At 40.0% G+C, this 18,488-nt stretch carries 18 protein-coding genes, 1 tRNA gene and 2 other annotated features; all 19 genes read left to right on the forward strand.

Annotated elements, in window-relative coordinates; genetic code table 11:
* The first annotated feature begins 4 nt into the window (after positions 1-4).
* The 19 genes from K0R93_RS16475 (at position 5) to K0R93_RS16565 (ending at position 18,304) form a co-directional block, all read left to right on the forward strand.
* On the forward strand, positions 5-847 hold the full coding sequence (locus K0R93_RS16475; protein ID WP_300303585.1) for a PHP domain-containing protein: 843 nt from the start codon (positions 5-7) through the stop codon (positions 845-847).
* Positions 834-2,174 carry a phosphomannomutase/phosphoglucomutase gene (locus K0R93_RS16480; RefSeq protein ID WP_300303543.1) on the forward strand — a complete coding sequence of 447 codons (1,341 nt, stop codon included), beginning with the start codon at positions 834-836 and terminating at the stop codon, positions 2,172-2,174. The genes K0R93_RS16475 and K0R93_RS16480 overlap by 14 nt, the downstream gene beginning before the upstream one ends.
* Before the next feature lie 110 nt (positions 2,175-2,284).
* Entirely contained in the window at positions 2,285-3,448 is a 1,164-nt protein-coding gene (locus K0R93_RS16485; protein ID WP_300303546.1) for an iron-containing alcohol dehydrogenase family protein, read from the forward strand.
* Positions 3,449-3,598: 150 nt separating this feature from the next.
* Entirely contained in the window at positions 3,599-3,925 is a 327-nt protein-coding gene (locus K0R93_RS16490) for a bh protein (RefSeq protein WP_300303549.1), read from the forward strand.
* Between the two features lie 155 nt (positions 3,926-4,080).
* Positions 4,081-5,061 (forward strand): lipoate--protein ligase, encoded by a 981-nt coding sequence (locus tag K0R93_RS16495; protein ID WP_300303552.1) that lies wholly within the window; start codon positions 4,081-4,083, stop codon positions 5,059-5,061.
* Positions 5,062-5,168: 107 nt separating this feature from the next.
* Positions 5,169-5,483: a bh protein gene (locus tag K0R93_RS16500; protein WP_300303555.1), complete on the forward strand. Its 315-nt coding sequence runs from the start codon at positions 5,169-5,171 to the stop codon at positions 5,481-5,483.
* A 107-nt stretch (positions 5,484-5,590) separates the two neighbouring features.
* Positions 5,591-6,064, forward strand: coding sequence for a 2-C-methyl-D-erythritol 2,4-cyclodiphosphate synthase (gene ispF / locus K0R93_RS16505; RefSeq protein ID WP_300303588.1), 474 nt, complete (start codon positions 5,591-5,593; stop codon positions 6,062-6,064).
* A 56-nt stretch (positions 6,065-6,120) separates the two neighbouring features.
* Positions 6,121-6,342, forward strand: a binding site (T-box leader).
* A 172-nt stretch (positions 6,343-6,514) separates the two neighbouring features.
* Positions 6,515-7,957, forward strand: coding sequence for a proline--tRNA ligase (proS, locus tag K0R93_RS16510; RefSeq protein ID WP_300303559.1), 1,443 nt, complete (start codon positions 6,515-6,517; stop codon positions 7,955-7,957).
* Positions 7,958-8,138: 181 nt separating this feature from the next.
* Entirely contained in the window at positions 8,139-9,857 is a 1,719-nt protein-coding gene (locus K0R93_RS16515; RefSeq protein ID WP_300303562.1) for a proline--tRNA ligase, read from the forward strand.
* Positions 9,858-9,956: 99 nt separating this feature from the next.
* Entirely contained in the window at positions 9,957-11,435 is a 1,479-nt protein-coding gene (gene gltX, locus K0R93_RS16520) for a glutamate--tRNA ligase (RefSeq protein WP_300303565.1), read from the forward strand.
* A gap of 4 nt (positions 11,436-11,439) precedes the next feature.
* Positions 11,440-11,657: a binding site (T-box leader), on the forward strand.
* 197 nt (positions 11,658-11,854) lie between these two features.
* Positions 11,855-12,523 (forward strand): serine O-acetyltransferase, encoded by a 669-nt coding sequence (cysE, locus tag K0R93_RS16525; protein WP_330685192.1) that lies wholly within the window; start codon positions 11,855-11,857, stop codon positions 12,521-12,523.
* On the forward strand, positions 12,520-13,920 hold the full coding sequence (gene cysS / locus K0R93_RS16530; RefSeq protein ID WP_300303568.1) for a cysteine--tRNA ligase: 1,401 nt from the start codon (positions 12,520-12,522) through the stop codon (positions 13,918-13,920). The genes cysE and cysS overlap by 4 nt, the downstream gene beginning before the upstream one ends.
* Before the next feature lie 320 nt (positions 13,921-14,240).
* Positions 14,241-14,678: a Mini-ribonuclease 3 gene (locus K0R93_RS16535; protein WP_300303571.1), complete on the forward strand. Its 438-nt coding sequence runs from the start codon at positions 14,241-14,243 to the stop codon at positions 14,676-14,678.
* Positions 14,679-14,689: 11 nt separating this feature from the next.
* Positions 14,690-15,061 carry a hypothetical protein gene (locus tag K0R93_RS16540; RefSeq protein WP_300303574.1) on the forward strand — a complete coding sequence of 124 codons (372 nt, stop codon included), beginning with the start codon at positions 14,690-14,692 and terminating at the stop codon, positions 15,059-15,061.
* 231 nt (positions 15,062-15,292) lie between these two features.
* Complete coding sequence (gene thyX / locus K0R93_RS16545; RefSeq protein ID WP_300303577.1) at positions 15,293-16,051, forward strand: FAD-dependent thymidylate synthase; 759 nt, start codon at positions 15,293-15,295, stop codon at positions 16,049-16,051.
* Between the two features lie 99 nt (positions 16,052-16,150).
* A complete protein-coding gene (rlmB, locus tag K0R93_RS16550) occupies positions 16,151-16,897 on the forward strand; it encodes a 23S rRNA (guanosine(2251)-2'-O)-methyltransferase RlmB (RefSeq protein WP_300303580.1) in 747 nt (248 codons plus the stop codon).
* 12 nt (positions 16,898-16,909) lie between these two features.
* Positions 16,910-17,425 carry an NYN domain-containing protein gene (locus K0R93_RS16555; protein ID WP_300303582.1) on the forward strand — a complete coding sequence of 172 codons (516 nt, stop codon included), beginning with the start codon at positions 16,910-16,912 and terminating at the stop codon, positions 17,423-17,425.
* 79 nt (positions 17,426-17,504) lie between these two features.
* On the forward strand, positions 17,505-18,155 hold the full coding sequence (gene sigH / locus K0R93_RS16560) for an RNA polymerase sporulation sigma factor SigH (protein ID WP_300303594.1): 651 nt from the start codon (positions 17,505-17,507) through the stop codon (positions 18,153-18,155).
* A gap of 72 nt (positions 18,156-18,227) precedes the next feature.
* A tRNA-Thr gene (locus K0R93_RS16565) sits at positions 18,228-18,304 on the forward strand.
* The last annotated feature ends 184 nt before the right edge of the window (positions 18,305-18,488 follow it).

Below are 18,488 nucleotides of genomic sequence, written 5' to 3' on the forward strand. Positions count from 1 at the left end.
GAAAATGGATCTGCACATGCACTCCCATTATAGCGATGGAACCCTTAGTCCTAGAAAACTAATGGAACGGGCAAAGGAAAAGGGGATCGATGTTGTATCGCTAACGGATCATGATAATGTCACAGGAATTCAGGAAATGAAACAATATGCGGATATCTACGGGGTAGAATTTATACCTGGCATTGAAATAAGTGGAAACTATGGAAAACAAGAATTCCATATCTTGGGTTACTATATAGATCATCAGTGTGAGGAACTCCATGAGACTTTGGAAACCTGGGGAAGAATTCGGTCTAGGCAGGTAGAAAAAATGTGCCGCAAACTAAATGATTTGGGCTATGGGATATATCTTCATAGTATTCTTGAAATGGCAAAAATCCGAACAATAGGAATTCATCTTTTAGGTTTGGCTTTAAAGGAAAGCGGATACGCGCAAAGCATAGATGAAGCCAATAAGAAACTCATCAGCAAACAAAGCCCAGCCTATGTGGAGAGAGAAAATATTGAACCTAGAGAGATTATAAGAGTCATACGGCGAAGTGGAGGTATACCCGTTTTAGCCCATCCTTGCATCAGTAAGAATCTTAGTTATATTCCTGAATTAGTAGACCAAGGACTAAGAGGCATTGAGATATACTATCCTAGGCATACAGAAGAGGATAAAACGGTGTTGTTGCAGATTGCAGAGAAATATAAATTGTTGGTTACAGGAGGTTCGGATTATCATGGACCTTTTGGAGCCCATAGTGAGGATGGGGTAGAGATAGGATGTGTGAGCACGCCCAAGGAATCCTTAGAGAGAATGAAGGATATTATCTCAGGAGGAAAAGAAAATGGGTATCTATAAAGATTGTGATATTCGAGGGATTTATGGTCAAGAACTGGATGAATCTACCGCTTTTAAGATTGGAAGAGCCATTGGATCTCTGGTGCTGGGAAGAAGAATCGTTGTTGGTGGAGATGTTAGACAATCAACACCCAGTCTCAAAGAAAACCTGATGAAAGGGTTAATGAACAGTGGCGTATCGATTGTGGACATAGGGATGGTACCAACACCCGTATTTTATTTCGCTAAAAACTTTTTAAAAGCAGATGGAGGAGTTATGGTTACTGCATCCCATAATCCCGCGATTTTTAATGGTTTTAAGATCATTTTAGGATGTATGCCTATTACAAAGGAGGACATTGAGCAAATACAAGAACTTGTTGAGACAAATGATTTTACCGTCGGGGTCGGCGAGAAAGAAGAAGTAGATGTGTATCAAGCCTATAAGGTACATATTAAGAAACTGCTAGGACATGAGGGGAAACTAAAGGTTGTGATAGATGCTGGAAATGGAGCAGTTTCTAAATTGGCCCCAGAATTGTTTCGATCTTTTGGGTATGATGTGAAAGAACTGTTTTGCCAGTTTGATGGACGTTTTCCAAATAGAGAGCCGAATCCAGCTGTCTATAAAAATTTGGTAAAACTGCAGCAGTCGGTTGTAGAAACCGAAGCAGATATAGGCATTGGATTTGATGGGGACGGAGATCGTGTTGTTTTTGTCGATCTTAAAGGGCAGATTGTTACGAGTGAGGAGAGTTTTGTAATCTTTATTCGGGAGTATTTAAAAAGTGAGCCTTCACCCGTAGTGTATGATATCAAATCATCTTCTATCGTTGAGAAAGAAGTGTGCAGATATAGATCACAGCCAATCATGGAACGTTCGGGACACGCTTTTATTAAAAAAGCCTTTCTTGAACACAGTGCTGTCCTTGCAGGAGAGGTAAGTGGACACTTTTTCTTCAAGGAGTTGGGTTGTGATGATGGGATTTATGCTGCATTAAAAATGTGTGAGATATTGACAAAAAGCAAGAAGGATCTCGTGGCGCTTACAGAAGGGATAGAGAAGACGATAATGACGCCAGATATTAGAATTACTTATCCTTGGGAAAAACAAAGGGATTTACTAGTAAAAGTAGAATCTTTAAAATATAAATACCCTATTTCTACCCTTGATGGGATAAGAGTTCAGTTTCCGTATGGATGGGCACTCATCCGGCAATCTGTTACAGAACCTTGTGTTACTATACGGTTTGAGGCCGACCATGAGGAAAATATGCTAAGCATAAAAAAAGAATTTCTCGCATGTGTACCAGAACTGTACGGTTTACATGAAATGCTTAAATATTGATAGTGGTAATTGAACAAGAAATATATAAACGAGAAAAATTGGGAAAATTATTTTCGTTAGAAGAGTCGTATGCTGAAGAAAAAGAAATTTTAGAGCTTGGAGTGATATATATGAATAGTTTTCATTACTATCTTCCTGTAAAGATTCACTTTGGTATAGGAAGTCTAGGTAAGGTTGGCGATGAAGCAATTGCCATGGGTAAAAGAGCTGTAATTGTGTGCGGGAAGAAATCAATGAAGGAAAATGGTGCCATTGACCAACTAATCCATTTGCTAAAAGAAAAAGGGGTGGAATGTATCCTATGGGATGGGATAGACCCGGAGCCTGAAGTAGTAGCGCTTAATCAAGCCCTATTACAGATAAAAGATGAAAAGGTAGACATTGTTATAGGTATTGGCGGAGGAAGTACTTTAGACTTAGGGAAAGCGCTAGCTTTATTAGCTGAATATCCAGAGAAAGCAGAAGCTTACTTTGGAAGTCAAGGTGTACAGAAACTTAACAAACCAGGAATACCTTATATTGCCATCCCTACAACAGCGGGTACGGGCAGTGAAGTTACAAACAATAGCGTATTTATTAATGCCTCAACGGGGTTAAAACAGAGTATTGCCAGCCCTTTCATGTTTCCTAAGGCAGCCGTTATAGATCCGGATCTTACGAAAGGTGTTCCTCCTAAAGTGACAGCTGCTTCAGGTATGGATGCCCTTACTCATGGGATTGAATCTTACCTATCTCGTGGAGCAAACGATATAACCAAGACTTTGGCATATAAATCAGTAAAGTTAATTTCAAGAAGTCTGAAACGTGCCTATGATCATCCGGGTGATATGGAGGCAAGGGCGGATATGGCAGAGGGAAGTCTTATGGCAGGTATGGCTTTTGGGAACTCGGGACTAGGAATAGCCCATGGAATTAGTCATCCGCTGGGATATCACTTTCATATCCCCCACGGGGTTGCTAACGCAATGTTGCTGCCTAAAGCTTTGAAGTTTAATAGGGAGGTTGCAAAAATAGAAATCGCCAATCTTTATGAATGCTTTTTTGCAGAAAATAAAGCGAACTATAGCATGGGACTAAAAGTTGACGCTGTAATATCACATGTTGAAGAATTAGCAAGGCAGCTCAATATCCCGCAAAGTTTGAAAAATCTAGGGGTAAAAAAAGCAGCATTCGAACAGATTGCTTTGGAAAGTTTTTCGTCAAGATCCATTAAATACAATAAAAGAGAGGCAACCGTTCAAGATGTTAAGAAGATTTTAGAGGAAATATACTAGTGCTTATTGTTTATCGAGTAAAACAAGGGATTAAGCAGAGAAATGAGACAGCAAAATGATTTTGCGATAGGGAATAAATCTTAAGGGAAGAACATATGGATTATAGATTGGATCAAATACTTATCTTATGATGCCAAATGAGGTGTTCCCATGAATATTACAAAAATGCAAGCAGAGTTGTTCTGTGTAAGCTGTAATCAAGAAACCCTTCATGATGTGATTTATCTGGAGGAAAGCATTGAGCGGATAAGCTGCATAGAGTGTGAAACCACATTAGAAATAGATGAAAAGCTGGTGCTATCTGCATATACAGCATCTTTGTTCAAAAGGATTAACACAAAACCAGAGCGAATGAATAAAGAAATAAAAAAGGACCTTTCAAAATTTCTTTGTTCCATGCCTATGCGCGTAGTGACAAAGCCTTATCGAATGGTGAAAGAATTTAAAAACATTAAGAATATGATGAAGGAAAAGTAAAGTGAATCATACCTAATGAATATATAAATCCCTTCCTGTTGTCTAGCGTAAGGAAGGGATTTGTTATTATATAAAAAATCAAGGGAGATAAGTTTTAATAGATGAGAAAAAGTGGTATCAATAAAGAAAAGCAATTCACTAAGGGGGTATCAAGAATGATCTATGTTCGTAATGAATCAACCAATCCATATTTTAATCTTGCTCTAGAGGAATATGTATTGAACCATATGGATGGAGATGATTATTTTTTATTATGGCAAAATGAACCATCTATCATTATAGGGAAGCATCAAAATACCATTGAGGAAATAAACTTGGAGTTTGTGAAAGATAATAATATTCATGTGGTCAGAAGGCTTTCTGGAGGTGGGGCAGTCTATCATGATTTGGGAAACTTAAACTTTACTTTTGTCGTAAAAAATAGTGAAAGCAGTCAGTTTAACTTTAAGAAGTTTACGGAACCGGTGATACTTGCGTTGAAAAATTTAGGTGTGCAGGCGGAGTTTAACAGCAGGAATGATTTAACCATCGATGGGAAAAAGTTCTCTGGGAATGCCCAATATATGAAGAAGGATCGATTGCTCCATCATGGAACCCTGTTATTTTCTTCGGAACTTGAGCAGCTGGTAAAGGCGCTTCATGTATCGGATGAGAAAATTATATCCAAAGGCATTAAGTCTATTCGCACCAGAGTAACCAATATTAGCGATTTTCTTACGGAACTGATATCTATACAAGGATTTAAAAAACTGCTTCTCCAACATATGTTCCAGGAAGAACTTCAAGAATATACTTTAACAGAGAAGGAAATTGATGAAGTGAAGCAAATAATGGAAAAACGATATGTGACATGGGAATGGAATTATGGCGCATCGCCGAAGTTTAACATAAAGAAGGAGAAGAGATTTGAAGGGGGAAAAGTAGAAGTATTGCTAGATGTAGAAGATGGGATGATTGGTAACTGTAAGATTTATGGTGACTTCTTCGGAAATGGAGATATCCATGAACTTGAAAAAAGCTTGGTAGGAATCAAATATCATGAGGAATCAGTAAAAAACTGTATAGAAGCTTTAGAAGTAGGATATTATCTCAATAGTATTAGTAGAGAAGAGTTGCTAAGTTTATTGTGGGCATGATAAAACCCATTTTGGGAAAAATATTATGAAGAAATGCGTAGCTCCATGAAAATTCATGTAAAGAAGATTCACTTTATGAAAAGGAATAAACCTAAGAGGTGGTTTGTATGGGAATGACAAAGATGCAAGCAGACTTATATTGTGGGAACTGTGAGAAAAATACACTCCATGAAGTAACTTACTTTGGAGAAAGCATCGAAAAGATTACGTGTATGGATTGTGAAACCTATCTAGAAATCAATGAAAAGCTTGCCTATACCAATTATGCAGCTGAAATGTTTACAAGGGTTGCAACAAAACCTGTGCGTATGACCAAGGAGATCAATGACGACTTATCGAGGTTTCTTTATACAATTCCCTTCCGTGTGGTGACAAAGCCTTATAGGATGATTAAGGAGTTTAAGCAGTTTAAAGAACTATAATCATGTAAATGATAATTGTCTGAAATACGGAAAAAATGATTCGAGAATGTGGTAGAATAAAGTAGGGCGGTTAATCATGATATAGATCTGGAGGAAAACCACATATGATGAGAATTGGGCAAGGCTATGATGTACATAAGCTGGTGGAAGGAAGAAAATTAATTATGGGAGGCGTAGATATACCCTATGAGAAAGGCCTCTTAGGGCATTCCGATGCGGATGTGCTGCTTCATGCCATTAAAGATGCATTGCTAGGAGCTGCGGCCCTTGGTGATATTGGGAAGCATTTTCCTGACAGTGATGAACGATATAAAGGGGCTTCCAGCATGATGTTGTTGGAGGAAGTGAATCGATTAATTCATGAAAAAGGATACAGTGTAAACAATGTGGACGCCACAATTATTGCCCAGAAGCCTAAGATGGCGCCCCATATAGAGCAAATGAGAAAAAATATTGCATCGGCCCTTCAGATTGATGTCGATGGTGTGAATGTGAAGGCGACCACCACAGAAGGTTTAGGTTTTACGGGTACTGGCGAAGGGATTGCAGCCCAAGCCGTAGCAAGCATTGTGAAAAGATAAGGATTTCCCGTTGACAAATAAAGGGGAATTGGTTAATATATATGTAAATTCATATCAAAAAGGCTTGGATGGGGAATAGTAGATTTGTAAATGCCTACAGAGAGCAGTGTTCTTTGGCTGAAAAACACTGCAGGTGATAGCATATCAAACCCGCCCCGGAGCTTAAGACTGAATCATAGTAGGTTTTTACGGATTTGGACCGTTACTTCCAAAACAAGGGAATCCCTGATGGGATTAATTAGAGTGGTACCGCGGAAAGATAACCTTTCGTCTCTATAATATAGTAGAGATGAAAGGTTTTTTGTTTTTAATATACTAAAGCGATAGACCCCAACACCGTGAACCGCGTACCGCACACCGACGGAAAGCAGTTAGATGATGATCAGCGTGTAAAATAGTGGATTAAGATGTATTCTGAAGAGCATGATAAATTGAAAGGAGTTGTATTGCATGTCAAAAAAAGAAAAGCAGTTTGTAGAAGATATTACCCCGATGGAGGTAGACTTTCCCCAATGGTATACGGATGTAATCACAAAGACAGATTTGGTAGACTATTCACCAGTTAGAGGATTTATGGTGATTAAACCCTATGGGTATGCTATTTGGGAGAATATCCAAAAATATATGGATAAAAGATTCAAGGATACAGGACATAAAAACTGTTATTTCCCTTTATTGATTCCAGAAAGTTTATTGAAGAAGGAAGCAGAGCACGTGGAAGGATTTGCTCCAGAAGTAGCTTGGGTAACCCATGGAGGGAAAGAAGAATTACAGGAAAGACTTTGCGTAAGACCTACTTCTGAGACGATCATTTGTTCCATGTATGCCAAATGGCTAAAATCCTATAGAGAGCTGCCATATTTATATAATCAGTGGTGCAGTGTTGTGCGCTGGGAAAAATCAACAAGACCCTTCTTAAGAACATCAGAGTTCTTATGGCAGGAAGGACATACCCTTCACGAAACCTATGATGAAGCGCAAGAAGAAACTTTGCAGATGCTGGGTATCTATAAAGAAACTGCAGAGGAGCTAATGGCCATTCCTGTGGTAACGGGAAGAAAGAGTGATAAGGAAAAATTTGCTGGAGCCTATGCAACCTATACCATGGAGGCATTGATGCACGATGGAAAGGCGCTTCAGGCAGGTACCTCTCATAACCTAGGGCAACACTTCACAAAGGCTTTTGAAATAACATTCTTAGGCAGAAACGGGGAAATACAAAATCCATACCATACATCTTGGGGTGTTTCTACGAGATTAATCGGTGGAATTATTATGGTACATGGTGACAACCGAGGACTTGTACTGCCGCCAAGACTGGCACCAATCCAAGTCATCATGATTCCTATTGCGCAACATAAAGAAGGTGTACTCGATAAAGCCTATGAATTGAAAAAACTATTAGGTGATGACATCCGTGTGGAAATCGACGACAATGATAACTACTCTCCAGGCTGGAAGTTCAATGAGTACGAAATGAAGGGAGTTCCAATCCGTATTGAGGTGGGACCAAAGGATATAGAAAAGAATCAAGTGATGATTTCAAGAAGAGATACCCTGGAAAAGCAAGCTGTACCAATGGAAGGTCTTAGAGAAACCGTATTGTCATTGCTAGATGATATCCACAATAACATGTTGGAGAGAGCGAGAAAGCATAGGGATGAAAATACCTATTCTATCAGCGATTTTGAAGACTTTAAGCAGAAAATGGAAGAAAAGCCTGGCTTTGCAAAGGGTATGTGGTGTGGCACGCGAGAATGTGAAGACAACATTAAGGCAGAAACCAGTGCGACCATTCGTTGTATGCCATTTGAGCAGGAAGATCTTGGTGACAAGTGTCACTTCTGTGGAAAAGAAGCGAAGCACATGGTATATGTAGCAAAGGCATATTAGTCAAAAGAGGTGGTTATACGGTGTATAACCACCTTTGTTGTAAGAAGATGGTTAGCAGTTAGCCGTTGGCAGGTTTGGGCGTGTTTTGCGGCTAACCGCTAACTGCTAACAGAGCTGGAAATACAGCAGAAAGAAAAATAAAATAATAGAGCGAATCAAAATAACAAAGGGGTAGTTAAGCATGAGATTATCAAAAATGTACTTTAGAACCCTAAGGGAGATTCCAAGTGATGCGGAAATACCAAGTCATCAGCTTCTTTTGCGGGCAGGCTTGATTCGGAAGCTGGCTTCTGGCATTTATGGCTATATGCCCATGGGTTACCGGGTGATAAGGAAGATTGAACAGATCATTCGTGAAGAAATGAATGAAAAAGGTGCCCAGGAGCTGCTGATGTCTGCTGTCCAGCCAGCAGAACTGTGGATAGAATCGGGCCGATGGTCTGATTTTGGCCCTGAGATGTTTCGTTTAAAGGATCGAAATGAAAGAGAATTTTGCCTTGGGCCTACCCATGAAGAAATCTTTACAGACATAGTTCGGGATGAGGTAAAGTCTTATAAGGACTTACCCATAAATCTGTACCAGATACAGACAAAATATCGAGATGAGAAGAGACCAAGATTTGGATTGATGAGATGCAGAGAGTTTATCATGAAGGATGCCTATTCCTTTGATCGGGATTGGGAAGGCTTGAACAGGGTGTATGAAGATATGTATGATGCCTATACCCAAATATTCAAACGCTGTGGCTTGGATTTCAGAGCTGTAGAAGCGGATACAGGGGCAATGGGCGGAAGCGATTCCCATGAATTTACTGCCATGTCTGAATTTGGGGAGGGTAAAATCGCCTACTGCGAGAACTGCAGCTATGGAGCTACTGTAGAAAAGGCAACTTGTGATTCGGCTATACCAGAACAGCATGAGGCGTCATTGGAATTAAGAGAGATACATACCCCAAATGTCAAGACCATTGATGAACTGACGAAGTTTCTTGAAATCCCAGGCAAGAAACTCCTAAAGACATTAATTTTTAGCGCAAAAAATGAACTGGTTGCAGCTGTGCTTTTAGGTCATAGGGAATTAAATATAGTTAAACTGGTAAATGCCTTAGGTGTTCAGGAGCATGAACTCGAATTTGCAACAGAAGAAGATATTCTACAATGTACAGGTGCAGCTGTTGGGTTTGCGGGACCAATAGGATTAAAAAATATAAAGATGTTGGTAGATCGTGAAGTGCCTCTTGAAAAAAATACGGTGATAGGTGCCAACAAAACCGATTATCATATAGCCAACGTAAACTATGGCAGAGATTTTGTAGGGGATCACATACTGGATTTAAGAATGGTCGAGGAAGGGGATTCCTGTCCACTCTGCGGCAGTGGTGTGAAACTGGCAAGGGGTATCGAAGTGGGACAGATATTTAAACTTGGAACAAAATATAGTGAAGCTATGAATGGAACCTATACTGACGAGGGGATGAAGGAAAAAAACATTGTCATGGGCTGCTATGGCATTGGTGTTTCCAGAACAATGGCAGCCATCATTGAGCAGCATCATGACGGGGACGGGATTCGATGGCCGTTATCCGTGGCACCTTATCATGTAATGATCGCCGTGGTAAATGTAAAGGATGAACTGCAAATGGAGATGGGTGAAAAACTATATAGGGAACTCCTTTCCAATCAAATTGAGGCATTGCTGGATGACCGAGATGAGAGGGCAGGTGTTAAGTTTAAGGATGCAGACCTCCTGGGCATTCCTATCCGGATTACCATAGGAAAACGAGCAAGTGAAGGGATTGTGGAGTTCAAGCTAAGAAAAGAGAAAGATAAGGAAGAACTATCGTATGGTCATGTCATCTCAAGAATAACAGCCATTCTCAAAGAAGCAGGAATTCAATAGAATTTCTTGATAAGAAAAATATTTTGGGATATAATAAACTAATGTAAAATACGGATAGAATAAACCAAAGAGAAATTCAATGTATTGGGAGGCAATAAAATGACAGTAAGAGTTAGATTTGCACCAAGTCCCACGGGGTTTGTACATATAGGCAGCTTGAGAACCGCGCTCTACAATTATTTGTTTGCAAAAAAAAATGGTGGTCAGTATATCTTGAGAATTGAAGATACAGACCAGACAAGATATGTAGAGGGCGCCATCGAAGGGATGTTGAACTCCATGGCTTGGGCCGGGGTAAACCATGATGAAGGAGCAGTTCTGGAAGATGACAAGCTTGTGGAAAAAGGAGATCACGGACCTTATATTCAATCGGAGCGATTAGAGATTTATCAGAAATATATCCAAGAGCTTCTAGAGGCGGGTCATGCATATTATTGTTTCTGTTCTAGGGAAAGATTGGAAGAAGTAAGGGAACAGCAGAAAGCAGCAGGGATGACGCCGAAGTATGATGGACATTGCAGACAATATACCTTGGAAGAGGCAAGGACGAAAATCGCCAATGGAGAATCCTATGTGATTCGTTTAAAACTACCAGAGAATAGAGATATACAGTTCTCTGATGTGGTTAGAGGCAATGTAACAGTAAATACCAACGATATCGATGATCAAGTGTTAATGAAATCCGATGGATTCCCAACCTATCACTTTGCAGTGGTGGTAGATGATTATTTGATGGGGATTACCCATGTCATCCGCGGTGAAGAATGGCTGATTTCCACACCTAAGCACGTATATCTTTATGAGGTGTTTGGCTGGAAGGCACCACAATATGTGCACCTGCCGAATATATTAAATGCTGAACGCAAAAAATTAAGCAAACGCCAAGGGGACGTAGCAGTAGAAGATTTTGTTCGAAAAGGTTATCTACCAGAAGGATTGGTAAACTATATTGCCTTGGTAGGCTGGAGTCCTGAGGATAATCAGGAGTTGTTCTCAATGGAGGAATTGATTGAGAAATTTAGCCTAGAGCGAGTATCCAAAAGCGGGGGTGTTTTTGATACAGACAAGTTGAATTGGATCAACAGTCATTATATCAAAGAGAGTCCAGTGGAGCGCATCACGGATTTGGCAATTCCCCACTTGATAAAAGCAGGTTATGTCACTGAAGTGGAAGTTAATGAAAAGTACCAGTGGATCAAAGATATGGTAACAGTGCTACAAGATCGTCTTTCCTATGTGGGAGAGATCGTAGATAAAGTAGATATTTTCTTTACAACGGAAATAAAGCCTGAAGATCAGGAAGCAGAGGAGATTTTAAAGGTAGAGCATTTGCCTCAATTGCTAGAAGTATTTGGTGAAAAGATTAAAGCTATTGAAGTTGTAGATGAAGATGTGGTGAAGGGTATCTTCAAGGAAATTCAGAAAGAAACAGGAATAAAAGGCAAGAATCTTTTCATGCCGATCCGTGTAGCCTTAACAGGTGCAGTTCATGGACCAGATCTTCCTTTAACTTTAAAAGTAATTGGTAAACAAAATATTCTATCTCGCATAGACTATGTAAAGAACAATTTGTTATAATAAATAAAAGACCATGATTAGGAGAGTACGTTTATTTTATCCTGACAGAGAGAAGCTATCATTGGCTGAGAGTAGCTTAAGGTATTGATAAACCGAAATGCACCTATGAGTCGTTGTCCGAAATTGAGTAGGCGCAATCGGCTGAGCTCCGTTACAGGCTCATAAAGCTGGGGAAGTTACTTCCTAAGCAGAGTGGAACCGCGAACAACCTTCGTCTCTGTATATATGTATGGAGATGGAGGTTTTTTATTGTTGATAGGATAGACGATGAAAGTCAGCTCCAAAGGCTACAGCGCAGAACATGCAAACCACTAACCGCTAACGGCTAACCGGAGTAAGATAATACCTAGGAAGAGCTATAAGCATAGTTTTGCACAAATTTTGAAGATGTAGTGATAAAAGGAGGGAGAATAAAGGATATGTCTCAAGTGTTTAAGTCCATTAGGGAAGATATACATGCAGTTATGGAAAGAGACCCAGCGGCCAATAGCTGGGTAGAGGTGCTTCTTTGCTATCCAGGGATACACGCCGTAATATCTCATCGGCTTGCCCATGGCTTATACAAAAGAAATTTAAAGCTGCTGGCGAGGATCGTATCTCAGATCAACCGTTTTTTCACAGGGATCGAAATTCATCCAGGGGCGCAAATTGGCAGACGCCTATTTATAGACCACGGTATGGGCGTAGTCATTGGGGAGACGGCTGAAATTGGAGATGATGTAACCATTTATCAAGGTGCAACTTTAGGAGGAACAGGGAAAGAAAAGGGGAAAAGACACCCTACCATAGGCAATAACGTGGTGATTAGCAGTGGTGCCAAGATATTAGGGCCCTTTACAGTAGGAGATGATTCGAAAATTGGTTCAGGTTCTGTTGTGCTAAGAGAGGTGCCGCCTAATTGTACGGTAGTAGGTGTGCCAGGACACATTGTAATAAAGGATAATGTGAAATTGAAGAGTATGCATAAAGAAGAAATTGACTTAGATCAAGTAAGATTGCCAGACCCGATTGCAGAAGAGCTAGAATGCTTAAGGAAACGAATTGTTGAATTGGAAAAGAAAATGTTAGAAAAGGAGAGAAAACAATGAAATTGTACAACACACTAACGAGAAAGAAAGAAGAATTCGTATCAATGGTGCCAGGAGAAGTAAAAATGTATGTGTGCGGTCCTACGGTATACAACTATTTTCACATTGGAAATGCACGACCTTTTACGGTTTTTGATACCATGAGGAGATATTTGGCGTATAGTGGATATAAGGTGACCTTTGTCCAAAACTTTACCGATATCGACGATAAAATCATTGCCAAGGCTATGGAAGAGGGAATCAGCCCGAGTGAAGTGAGCGAAAAATACATTGATGAATATTTTAAGGATGCTATGGCCCTTGGGGTTAAGAAAGCGGATATACATCCTAAGGTAACAGAAAATGTACCAGAGATTATTGCTTTTATTCAGCGGCTCATTGATAAAGGCTTTGCTTATGAGGTACATGGAGATGTATATTTTGACACGACTAGATTTGAAGACTATGGAAAGCTTTCAAAACAAAGCCTTGAAGATTTAGAACTGGGCGCGAGGATTGAAGTAAAGGAAGTAAAGAAGAACCCAATGGATTTCGCCCTATGGAAGGCACAAAAGCCAGGAGAGCAATCATGGGATAGTCCATGGGGAAAAGGCAGACCAGGTTGGCATATTGAATGCTCTGTAATGTCCATGCGGTACCTGGGGGAAACCATCGACATCCATGCGGGAGGGCAAGATCTAATTTTTCCCCATCACGAAAATGAAATTGCCCAAAGTGAAGCATGCACTGGACATCCTTTTGCAAGATATTGGGTTCATAATGGGTATATCACCATCAATGATGAAAAAATGTCTAAGTCAAAGGGGAATTTCTTTACTGTAAGAGACATATTGAAAGAGTTTGATGGAGAGGTTATTCGATTTTTCTTACTTTCTGCTCAGTATCGAAATCCTATTAACTTTAGCAGAACATTGATGGAGCAGGCACAAAATGCTTTAGAACGTTTGTATAATGCGAAAAACAACTTATCCCACCTGCTGGAAAAGGTAGAAAAACTCGAAATGCAAGAAGGAGAGAAAGAAATATTTGCTGACTTTGAAGCATATAAGTCAAAGTTTATTGAGGCCATGGATGATGACTTAAATACTGCAGACGCTATTGCTGCAATTTTTGAGTTGGTAAAAGAAATCAATTCCCATGTAAAAGGAACAGCTTCAAAAGAATTGATACAAAAAAGTTATGACTTGTTAATGGAGCTGGCTGGTGTACTAGGGCTACTGGGTAAAAAAGATGAATCTGGTGTTGACTCAGAAATAGAGCAATTAATCGAGGAAAGACAGAAGGCGAGAAAAGAGAAGAACTTCGCCCTAGCCGACCAAATCAGAGATCAGTTAAAAGAAAAAGGTATCGCTTTAAAAGATACCCCTCAAGGCGTTCAGATTATTAAATTAAACTAGAAGGCATTAAACTGCCGATGATCCCCATCGGCAGTTTAATATGCTTTGAATATAAGGCTTCGGCACCTTGAGATTCATAGTAGATTATGATAAGATGCTTATGGTAATGTATAGAAAATATGAATTTTTAGAAGATAATAAGATAGATGGTATGTGAGTGAATTGACGATAGATAAAGTCGGATAATCACTAATGTTTTCCCGGACACCGTGTGCCGTGCACCGCGTACCAAAGAAATGGATACATCTTCGCTGTGTGTATAAATATACGAAGATGTCCATCGTTAGGCTACTAAAAAATTGACAAAGGTTGGTTGCATGATGAAGAAGGATATTCTGACTTCCTTAGGTATTGCGAAAAAGACAGAGGAAGAAATTCGTTTTCTCTCTCCTTTGGTATATGCCTACATAGGAGACGCTGTTTATGAGGTATATATTCGAAGCTACATCATAAACAAATATGGGGGCAATGTAAATGCACTCCACAAGATTGCTACGAGATTTGTAAAGGCGGCATCTCAAGCCCATGCTGTCCATGAGCTTGAGCATCAACTGAGTGAGGAAGAGTGGGGTATCATCAAACGAGGAAGGAATCAAAAGTCAGGCTCTGTGCCTAAAAATGCCAATCTTGCGGATTATCGATATGCCACAGGCTTCGAGTCTTTGATTGGGTATTTATATTTGATGGACAAGCATGATCGCATTGAAGAAATCGTGGAAAAAGCAATCGTAATCATCGAGGAAAAAACGAAGGATTAGGAGTGAAGGAAATGGGAAAAAAGGAGAAGGTTTATCTATATATCACGTTGCTTCTTGCAGTGATCCTTGTTACAAAATCTCTGGTTTTGGATGAGGTAAGAAATCTAAGTGGAGATGAGATCAAAGTAAAACAGTTTGTGGAAAGAGCTGTAGATGAGAAGTACGGTGGTTTTCTTAAAAATAAAGGGATCGTGAAATATAGAATCGTTGATATTAAGCAGGTGGATACAAAAGGAATTTCTACCATAGAATATTACGCTCAAGGAAACAACCAGCTTGTGAAGGATGACATTGAAGGAAAATACCAAGCAAAGGTTAGGGGTTATTTCTTGCATATCATTCCCTACAAGGAGTTCAAGGTAGCTACCAATAATGAGAAGTAAGTGTAATAGGTGGTTAGCTGTTAGCGGTTAGCCGTTAGCATGAAAACCATTGTAGGGAACGACGCCCTCGTCGTTCCGAAAAGATAGGTATAGCCTTTACGCTTTAGAGGTTTGAATGATTTTAGGTTTTTTAACGGCTAACAGCTAACCGGTAAGGTTAAAGCTTTAGTTAGGCTTGACCGCATTCTACGAGTACGCATATTCGATCTATACAAAAGAAGGGGGATTCTCTTGAAAATTACATTGATCCAACATACACCAGAACCTGAAAAAGTCGTGGCTGCAGCCGCGAAGCTTTGTTATTCTGCCGTAGGCGTAGATAGTATTATGGAAGACCTACAGTCAGAAAAGGTAGAAAAATTCGTTGATATGTTAATGGGATTAGGCCATGAGTCTCCCATTGAACATGTGAGCTTTACCTTTGCTGTAGAAGGGGTAAGCCGTGTGCTAACCCATCAGTTGGTAAGACATCGTATCGCCTCTTATTCTCAACAATCCCAGCGATATGTTAAGCTGGACCAGTTTGATTATATCATTCCTCCGAGTATTGCTGCGATACCAGAAGCCAAGGCGAAATTTATAGAAGCTATGGTATCGGATCAAAAATTATATGATGAATTGGTAGGGATTCTACAAGAACAGCACTATCAACGATTGGTTGAGGAAGGGAAAACGGAGAAGCAGGCCATAAGAATGGCAGAAAAAGTCGCCATAGAGGATGCTCGTTATGTTTTTCCGAACGCATGTGAGACCAAAATTGTACTGACGATGAATGCGCGAACCTTGATGAACTTTTTCCATCATCGCTGTTGTGAGAGAGCCCAGTGGGAGATACGAGAGCTAGCCACAGAAATGTTGAGTTTAGTTAGAAATGTCGCCCCTAATTTGTTTAAATATGCAGGACCAAACTGTATTAAAGGTACTTGTCCGGAAGGTTCCATGACTTGTGGAAAGATCATGGAGGTCCGTGAAAAGTTCAAAGGATTATAGATTTGAGATTTAAGGGCAGACTAAAGATACATATGCTGTTTATGGAATAAATAGCATAAAGAGATGATGCATTGAAAAAGAATGAACGAGGTGACCGAAATGGCAGAAACGGATAAAATTGAAGGAAGAAACCCAGTATTGGAGGCACTGAAGGCTGAAAGGGAAATCGATAAGATTCTTGTAGCAAAAGGTGCAGCAGAAGGATCAATCACAAAAATTATGGGGATGGCCAAGGATAGGGGAATTCCTGTTCAACAGGTGGAAAGACAAAAGTTGGATCAACTTTCGGAATCCCATGCACACCAAGGGGTTATTGCCTTCGCAGCGGCCCATAGTTATGTGGACGTGGAGGATATTTTGGCCCATGCAGCAGAAAAAGGAGAAGATCCATTTGTAATCATTCTAGATGAAATAACAGATCCCCATAATTTAGGATCTGTATTGAGAACAGCTAATGCAGTTGGTGCTCATGGGGTAATCATACCAAAGAGAAGGGCTGTAGGATTGACGGCTGTGGTGGCTAAATCATCGGCGGGTGCCATCGAATATGTCCCTGTTGCAAAGGTTTCAAACCTAGCCCAAACTATTGATAAATTAAAGGAAAAAGGTCTATGGATTATTGCTGCTGATATGGATGGAGAAAAGGCATTCTATGAAAGTGATCTTACAGGCAAGATCGCTTTGGTGATTGGCAGTGAGGGTCAAGGGATAGGAAGGCTTATCAAAGAAAAATGTGATTTTATTGTTAATATACCAATGAAGGGTGAAGTTAGCTCTCTGAATGCATCTGTAGCAGCTGCAGTTTTGATGTACGAAGCAATGAAACAGAAAGCAACAAAGAGATAGGGTGACAGCGTTTTGAAGAAATATCTATTGGTTGATGGGTACAATGTAATCAATGCTTGGCCTGAACTGAAAAAATTAGGGGTAGAACATTTACAGGAAGCAAGAGATCGATTGATAGAGCTGTTGGTGGAATACAAGTCTTTTACTGGAGATCGTGTAATCCTTGTTTTTGATGCCCACCTTGTAAAAGGGACCCTGATTAAAGAACAATCTTTACATGGCGTGGAAATAATTTTTACAAAAGAACATCAGACGGCGGATTCTTATATTGAGAAAAAGGTGGAAGAACTAACAAAAAATAGGAGGAATGTGGTGCGGGTAGCCACTTCTGATTGGGCAGAACAGCAGGTAGTTTTAGGCAGCGGCGCTACACGGATTTCGGCTAGGGAACTGCATATTGAGATAGAGCTGGTAAAAAAACAGATCCGAACAAAGACCAATGAAGTACAAAAAAACTATGATCGATTAGGGGATCGGATCGATGCAAATGTTTTTGAAATCCTAGAGCGATGGAGACGAAGGCAGTAAACCAACTTGACGGATAGGGACAAACTGATGTATAATGGAAATACAGTTTTTGCGCTTGTGAAATAAGTAATCGGGGGCGATATTGGTGGGAGCTATTGTACAGAAAGAAGTCCTAGACAATTATGAACGAATGGTTGATGAAGACGTTGTTGAAGATGCGAGACAAGGAGATGCCAGAGCTCAGGAATATCTCATTAAGAAATATAAAAACTTTGTCCGTGCAAAGGCTCGTTCATATTTCTTAATTGGTGCTGACCGAGAAGATATTATTCAAGAAGGGATGATAGGGCTTTTTAAAGCAATCCGTGACTTCAGGGCAGACAAGCTATCGTCTTTCCGAGTGTTCGCAGAGCTTTGCATAACGAGGCAAATCATTACTGCCATCAAAACTGCCACAAGACAGAAACACATACCACTGAATTCCTATGTGTCCCTCAATAAACCCATCTATGATGAAGAATCTGATAGAACCTTATTAGATGTATTGTCGGGAGTAAAGATTTCTGATCCCGAAGAATTGATCATCTCTAGGGAAGAATTGGGCAACATAGAATCGAAAATTGGGGAGATTCTTAGTGATCTGGAGTGGAAGGTATTGATGTCTTATCTCCAAGGGAAATCTTATCAAGAAATAGCCGTGGACTTGGATAGACATGTGAAGTCCATAGACAATGCTTTGCAGCGAGTGAAGAGGAAGCTGGAGAGATACTTAGAAGTTAGAAGCAGCTAAAAACTGGAAATAATTTTACATAGAAAGTCATTGACTTTCACACAATAAGATAGTAAAATATTTTACAGTAATGCCCATGTGGCTCAGCAGGTCAGAGCGTCGCCTTGGTAAGGCGGAGATCGGCGGTTCGAATCCGCTCATGGGCTCCAAAAATTTATTTAATACATATAGACACACCCGGATAAGTTTACTAAGTCACAGAAATCGTTTGGGAGTTAATAAAGACTGAAAAGATTAAAAGGAGGAAGAAAGAAATGGCAAAAGCTAAATTTGAAAGAAATAAGCCCCACGTAAACATTGGAACAATCGGACACGTTGACCACGGTAAGACAA

Origin of the sequence: Anaerosolibacter sp. (assembly GCF_029240175.1) — a bacterium.
Taxonomy (GTDB): Bacteria; Bacillota; Clostridia; order Peptostreptococcales; family Thermotaleaceae; genus Anaerosolibacter.

Excerpts from the sequence above, each read along its gene's own strand:
- K0R93_RS16475 (WP_300303585.1), top strand. The coding sequence starts at position 5 with ATGGATCTGCACATGCACTCCCATTATAGCGATGGAACCCTTAGTCCT.
- K0R93_RS16480 (WP_300303543.1), top strand. The coding sequence starts at position 834 with ATGGGTATCTATAAAGATTGTGATATTCGAGGGATTTATGGTCAAGAA.
- K0R93_RS16485 (WP_300303546.1), top strand. The coding sequence starts at position 2,285 with ATGAATAGTTTTCATTACTATCTTCCTGTAAAGATTCACTTTGGTATA.
- K0R93_RS16490 (WP_300303549.1), top strand. The coding sequence starts at position 3,599 with ATGAATATTACAAAAATGCAAGCAGAGTTGTTCTGTGTAAGCTGTAAT.
- K0R93_RS16495 (WP_300303552.1), top strand. The coding sequence starts at position 4,081 with ATGATCTATGTTCGTAATGAATCAACCAATCCATATTTTAATCTTGCT.
- K0R93_RS16500 (WP_300303555.1), top strand. The coding sequence starts at position 5,169 with ATGGGAATGACAAAGATGCAAGCAGACTTATATTGTGGGAACTGTGAG.
- ispF (WP_300303588.1), top strand. The coding sequence starts at position 5,591 with ATGAGAATTGGGCAAGGCTATGATGTACATAAGCTGGTGGAAGGAAGA.
- proS (WP_300303559.1), top strand. The coding sequence starts at position 6,515 with ATGTCAAAAAAAGAAAAGCAGTTTGTAGAAGATATTACCCCGATGGAG.
- K0R93_RS16515 (WP_300303562.1), top strand. The coding sequence starts at position 8,139 with ATGAGATTATCAAAAATGTACTTTAGAACCCTAAGGGAGATTCCAAGT.
- gltX (WP_300303565.1), top strand. The coding sequence starts at position 9,957 with ATGACAGTAAGAGTTAGATTTGCACCAAGTCCCACGGGGTTTGTACAT.
- cysE (WP_330685192.1), top strand. The coding sequence starts at position 11,855 with ATGTCTCAAGTGTTTAAGTCCATTAGGGAAGATATACATGCAGTTATG.
- cysS (WP_300303568.1), top strand. The coding sequence starts at position 12,520 with ATGAAATTGTACAACACACTAACGAGAAAGAAAGAAGAATTCGTATCA.
- K0R93_RS16535 (WP_300303571.1), top strand. The coding sequence starts at position 14,241 with ATGAAGAAGGATATTCTGACTTCCTTAGGTATTGCGAAAAAGACAGAG.
- K0R93_RS16540 (WP_300303574.1), top strand. The coding sequence starts at position 14,690 with ATGGGAAAAAAGGAGAAGGTTTATCTATATATCACGTTGCTTCTTGCA.
- rlmB (WP_300303580.1), top strand. The coding sequence starts at position 16,151 with ATGGCAGAAACGGATAAAATTGAAGGAAGAAACCCAGTATTGGAGGCA.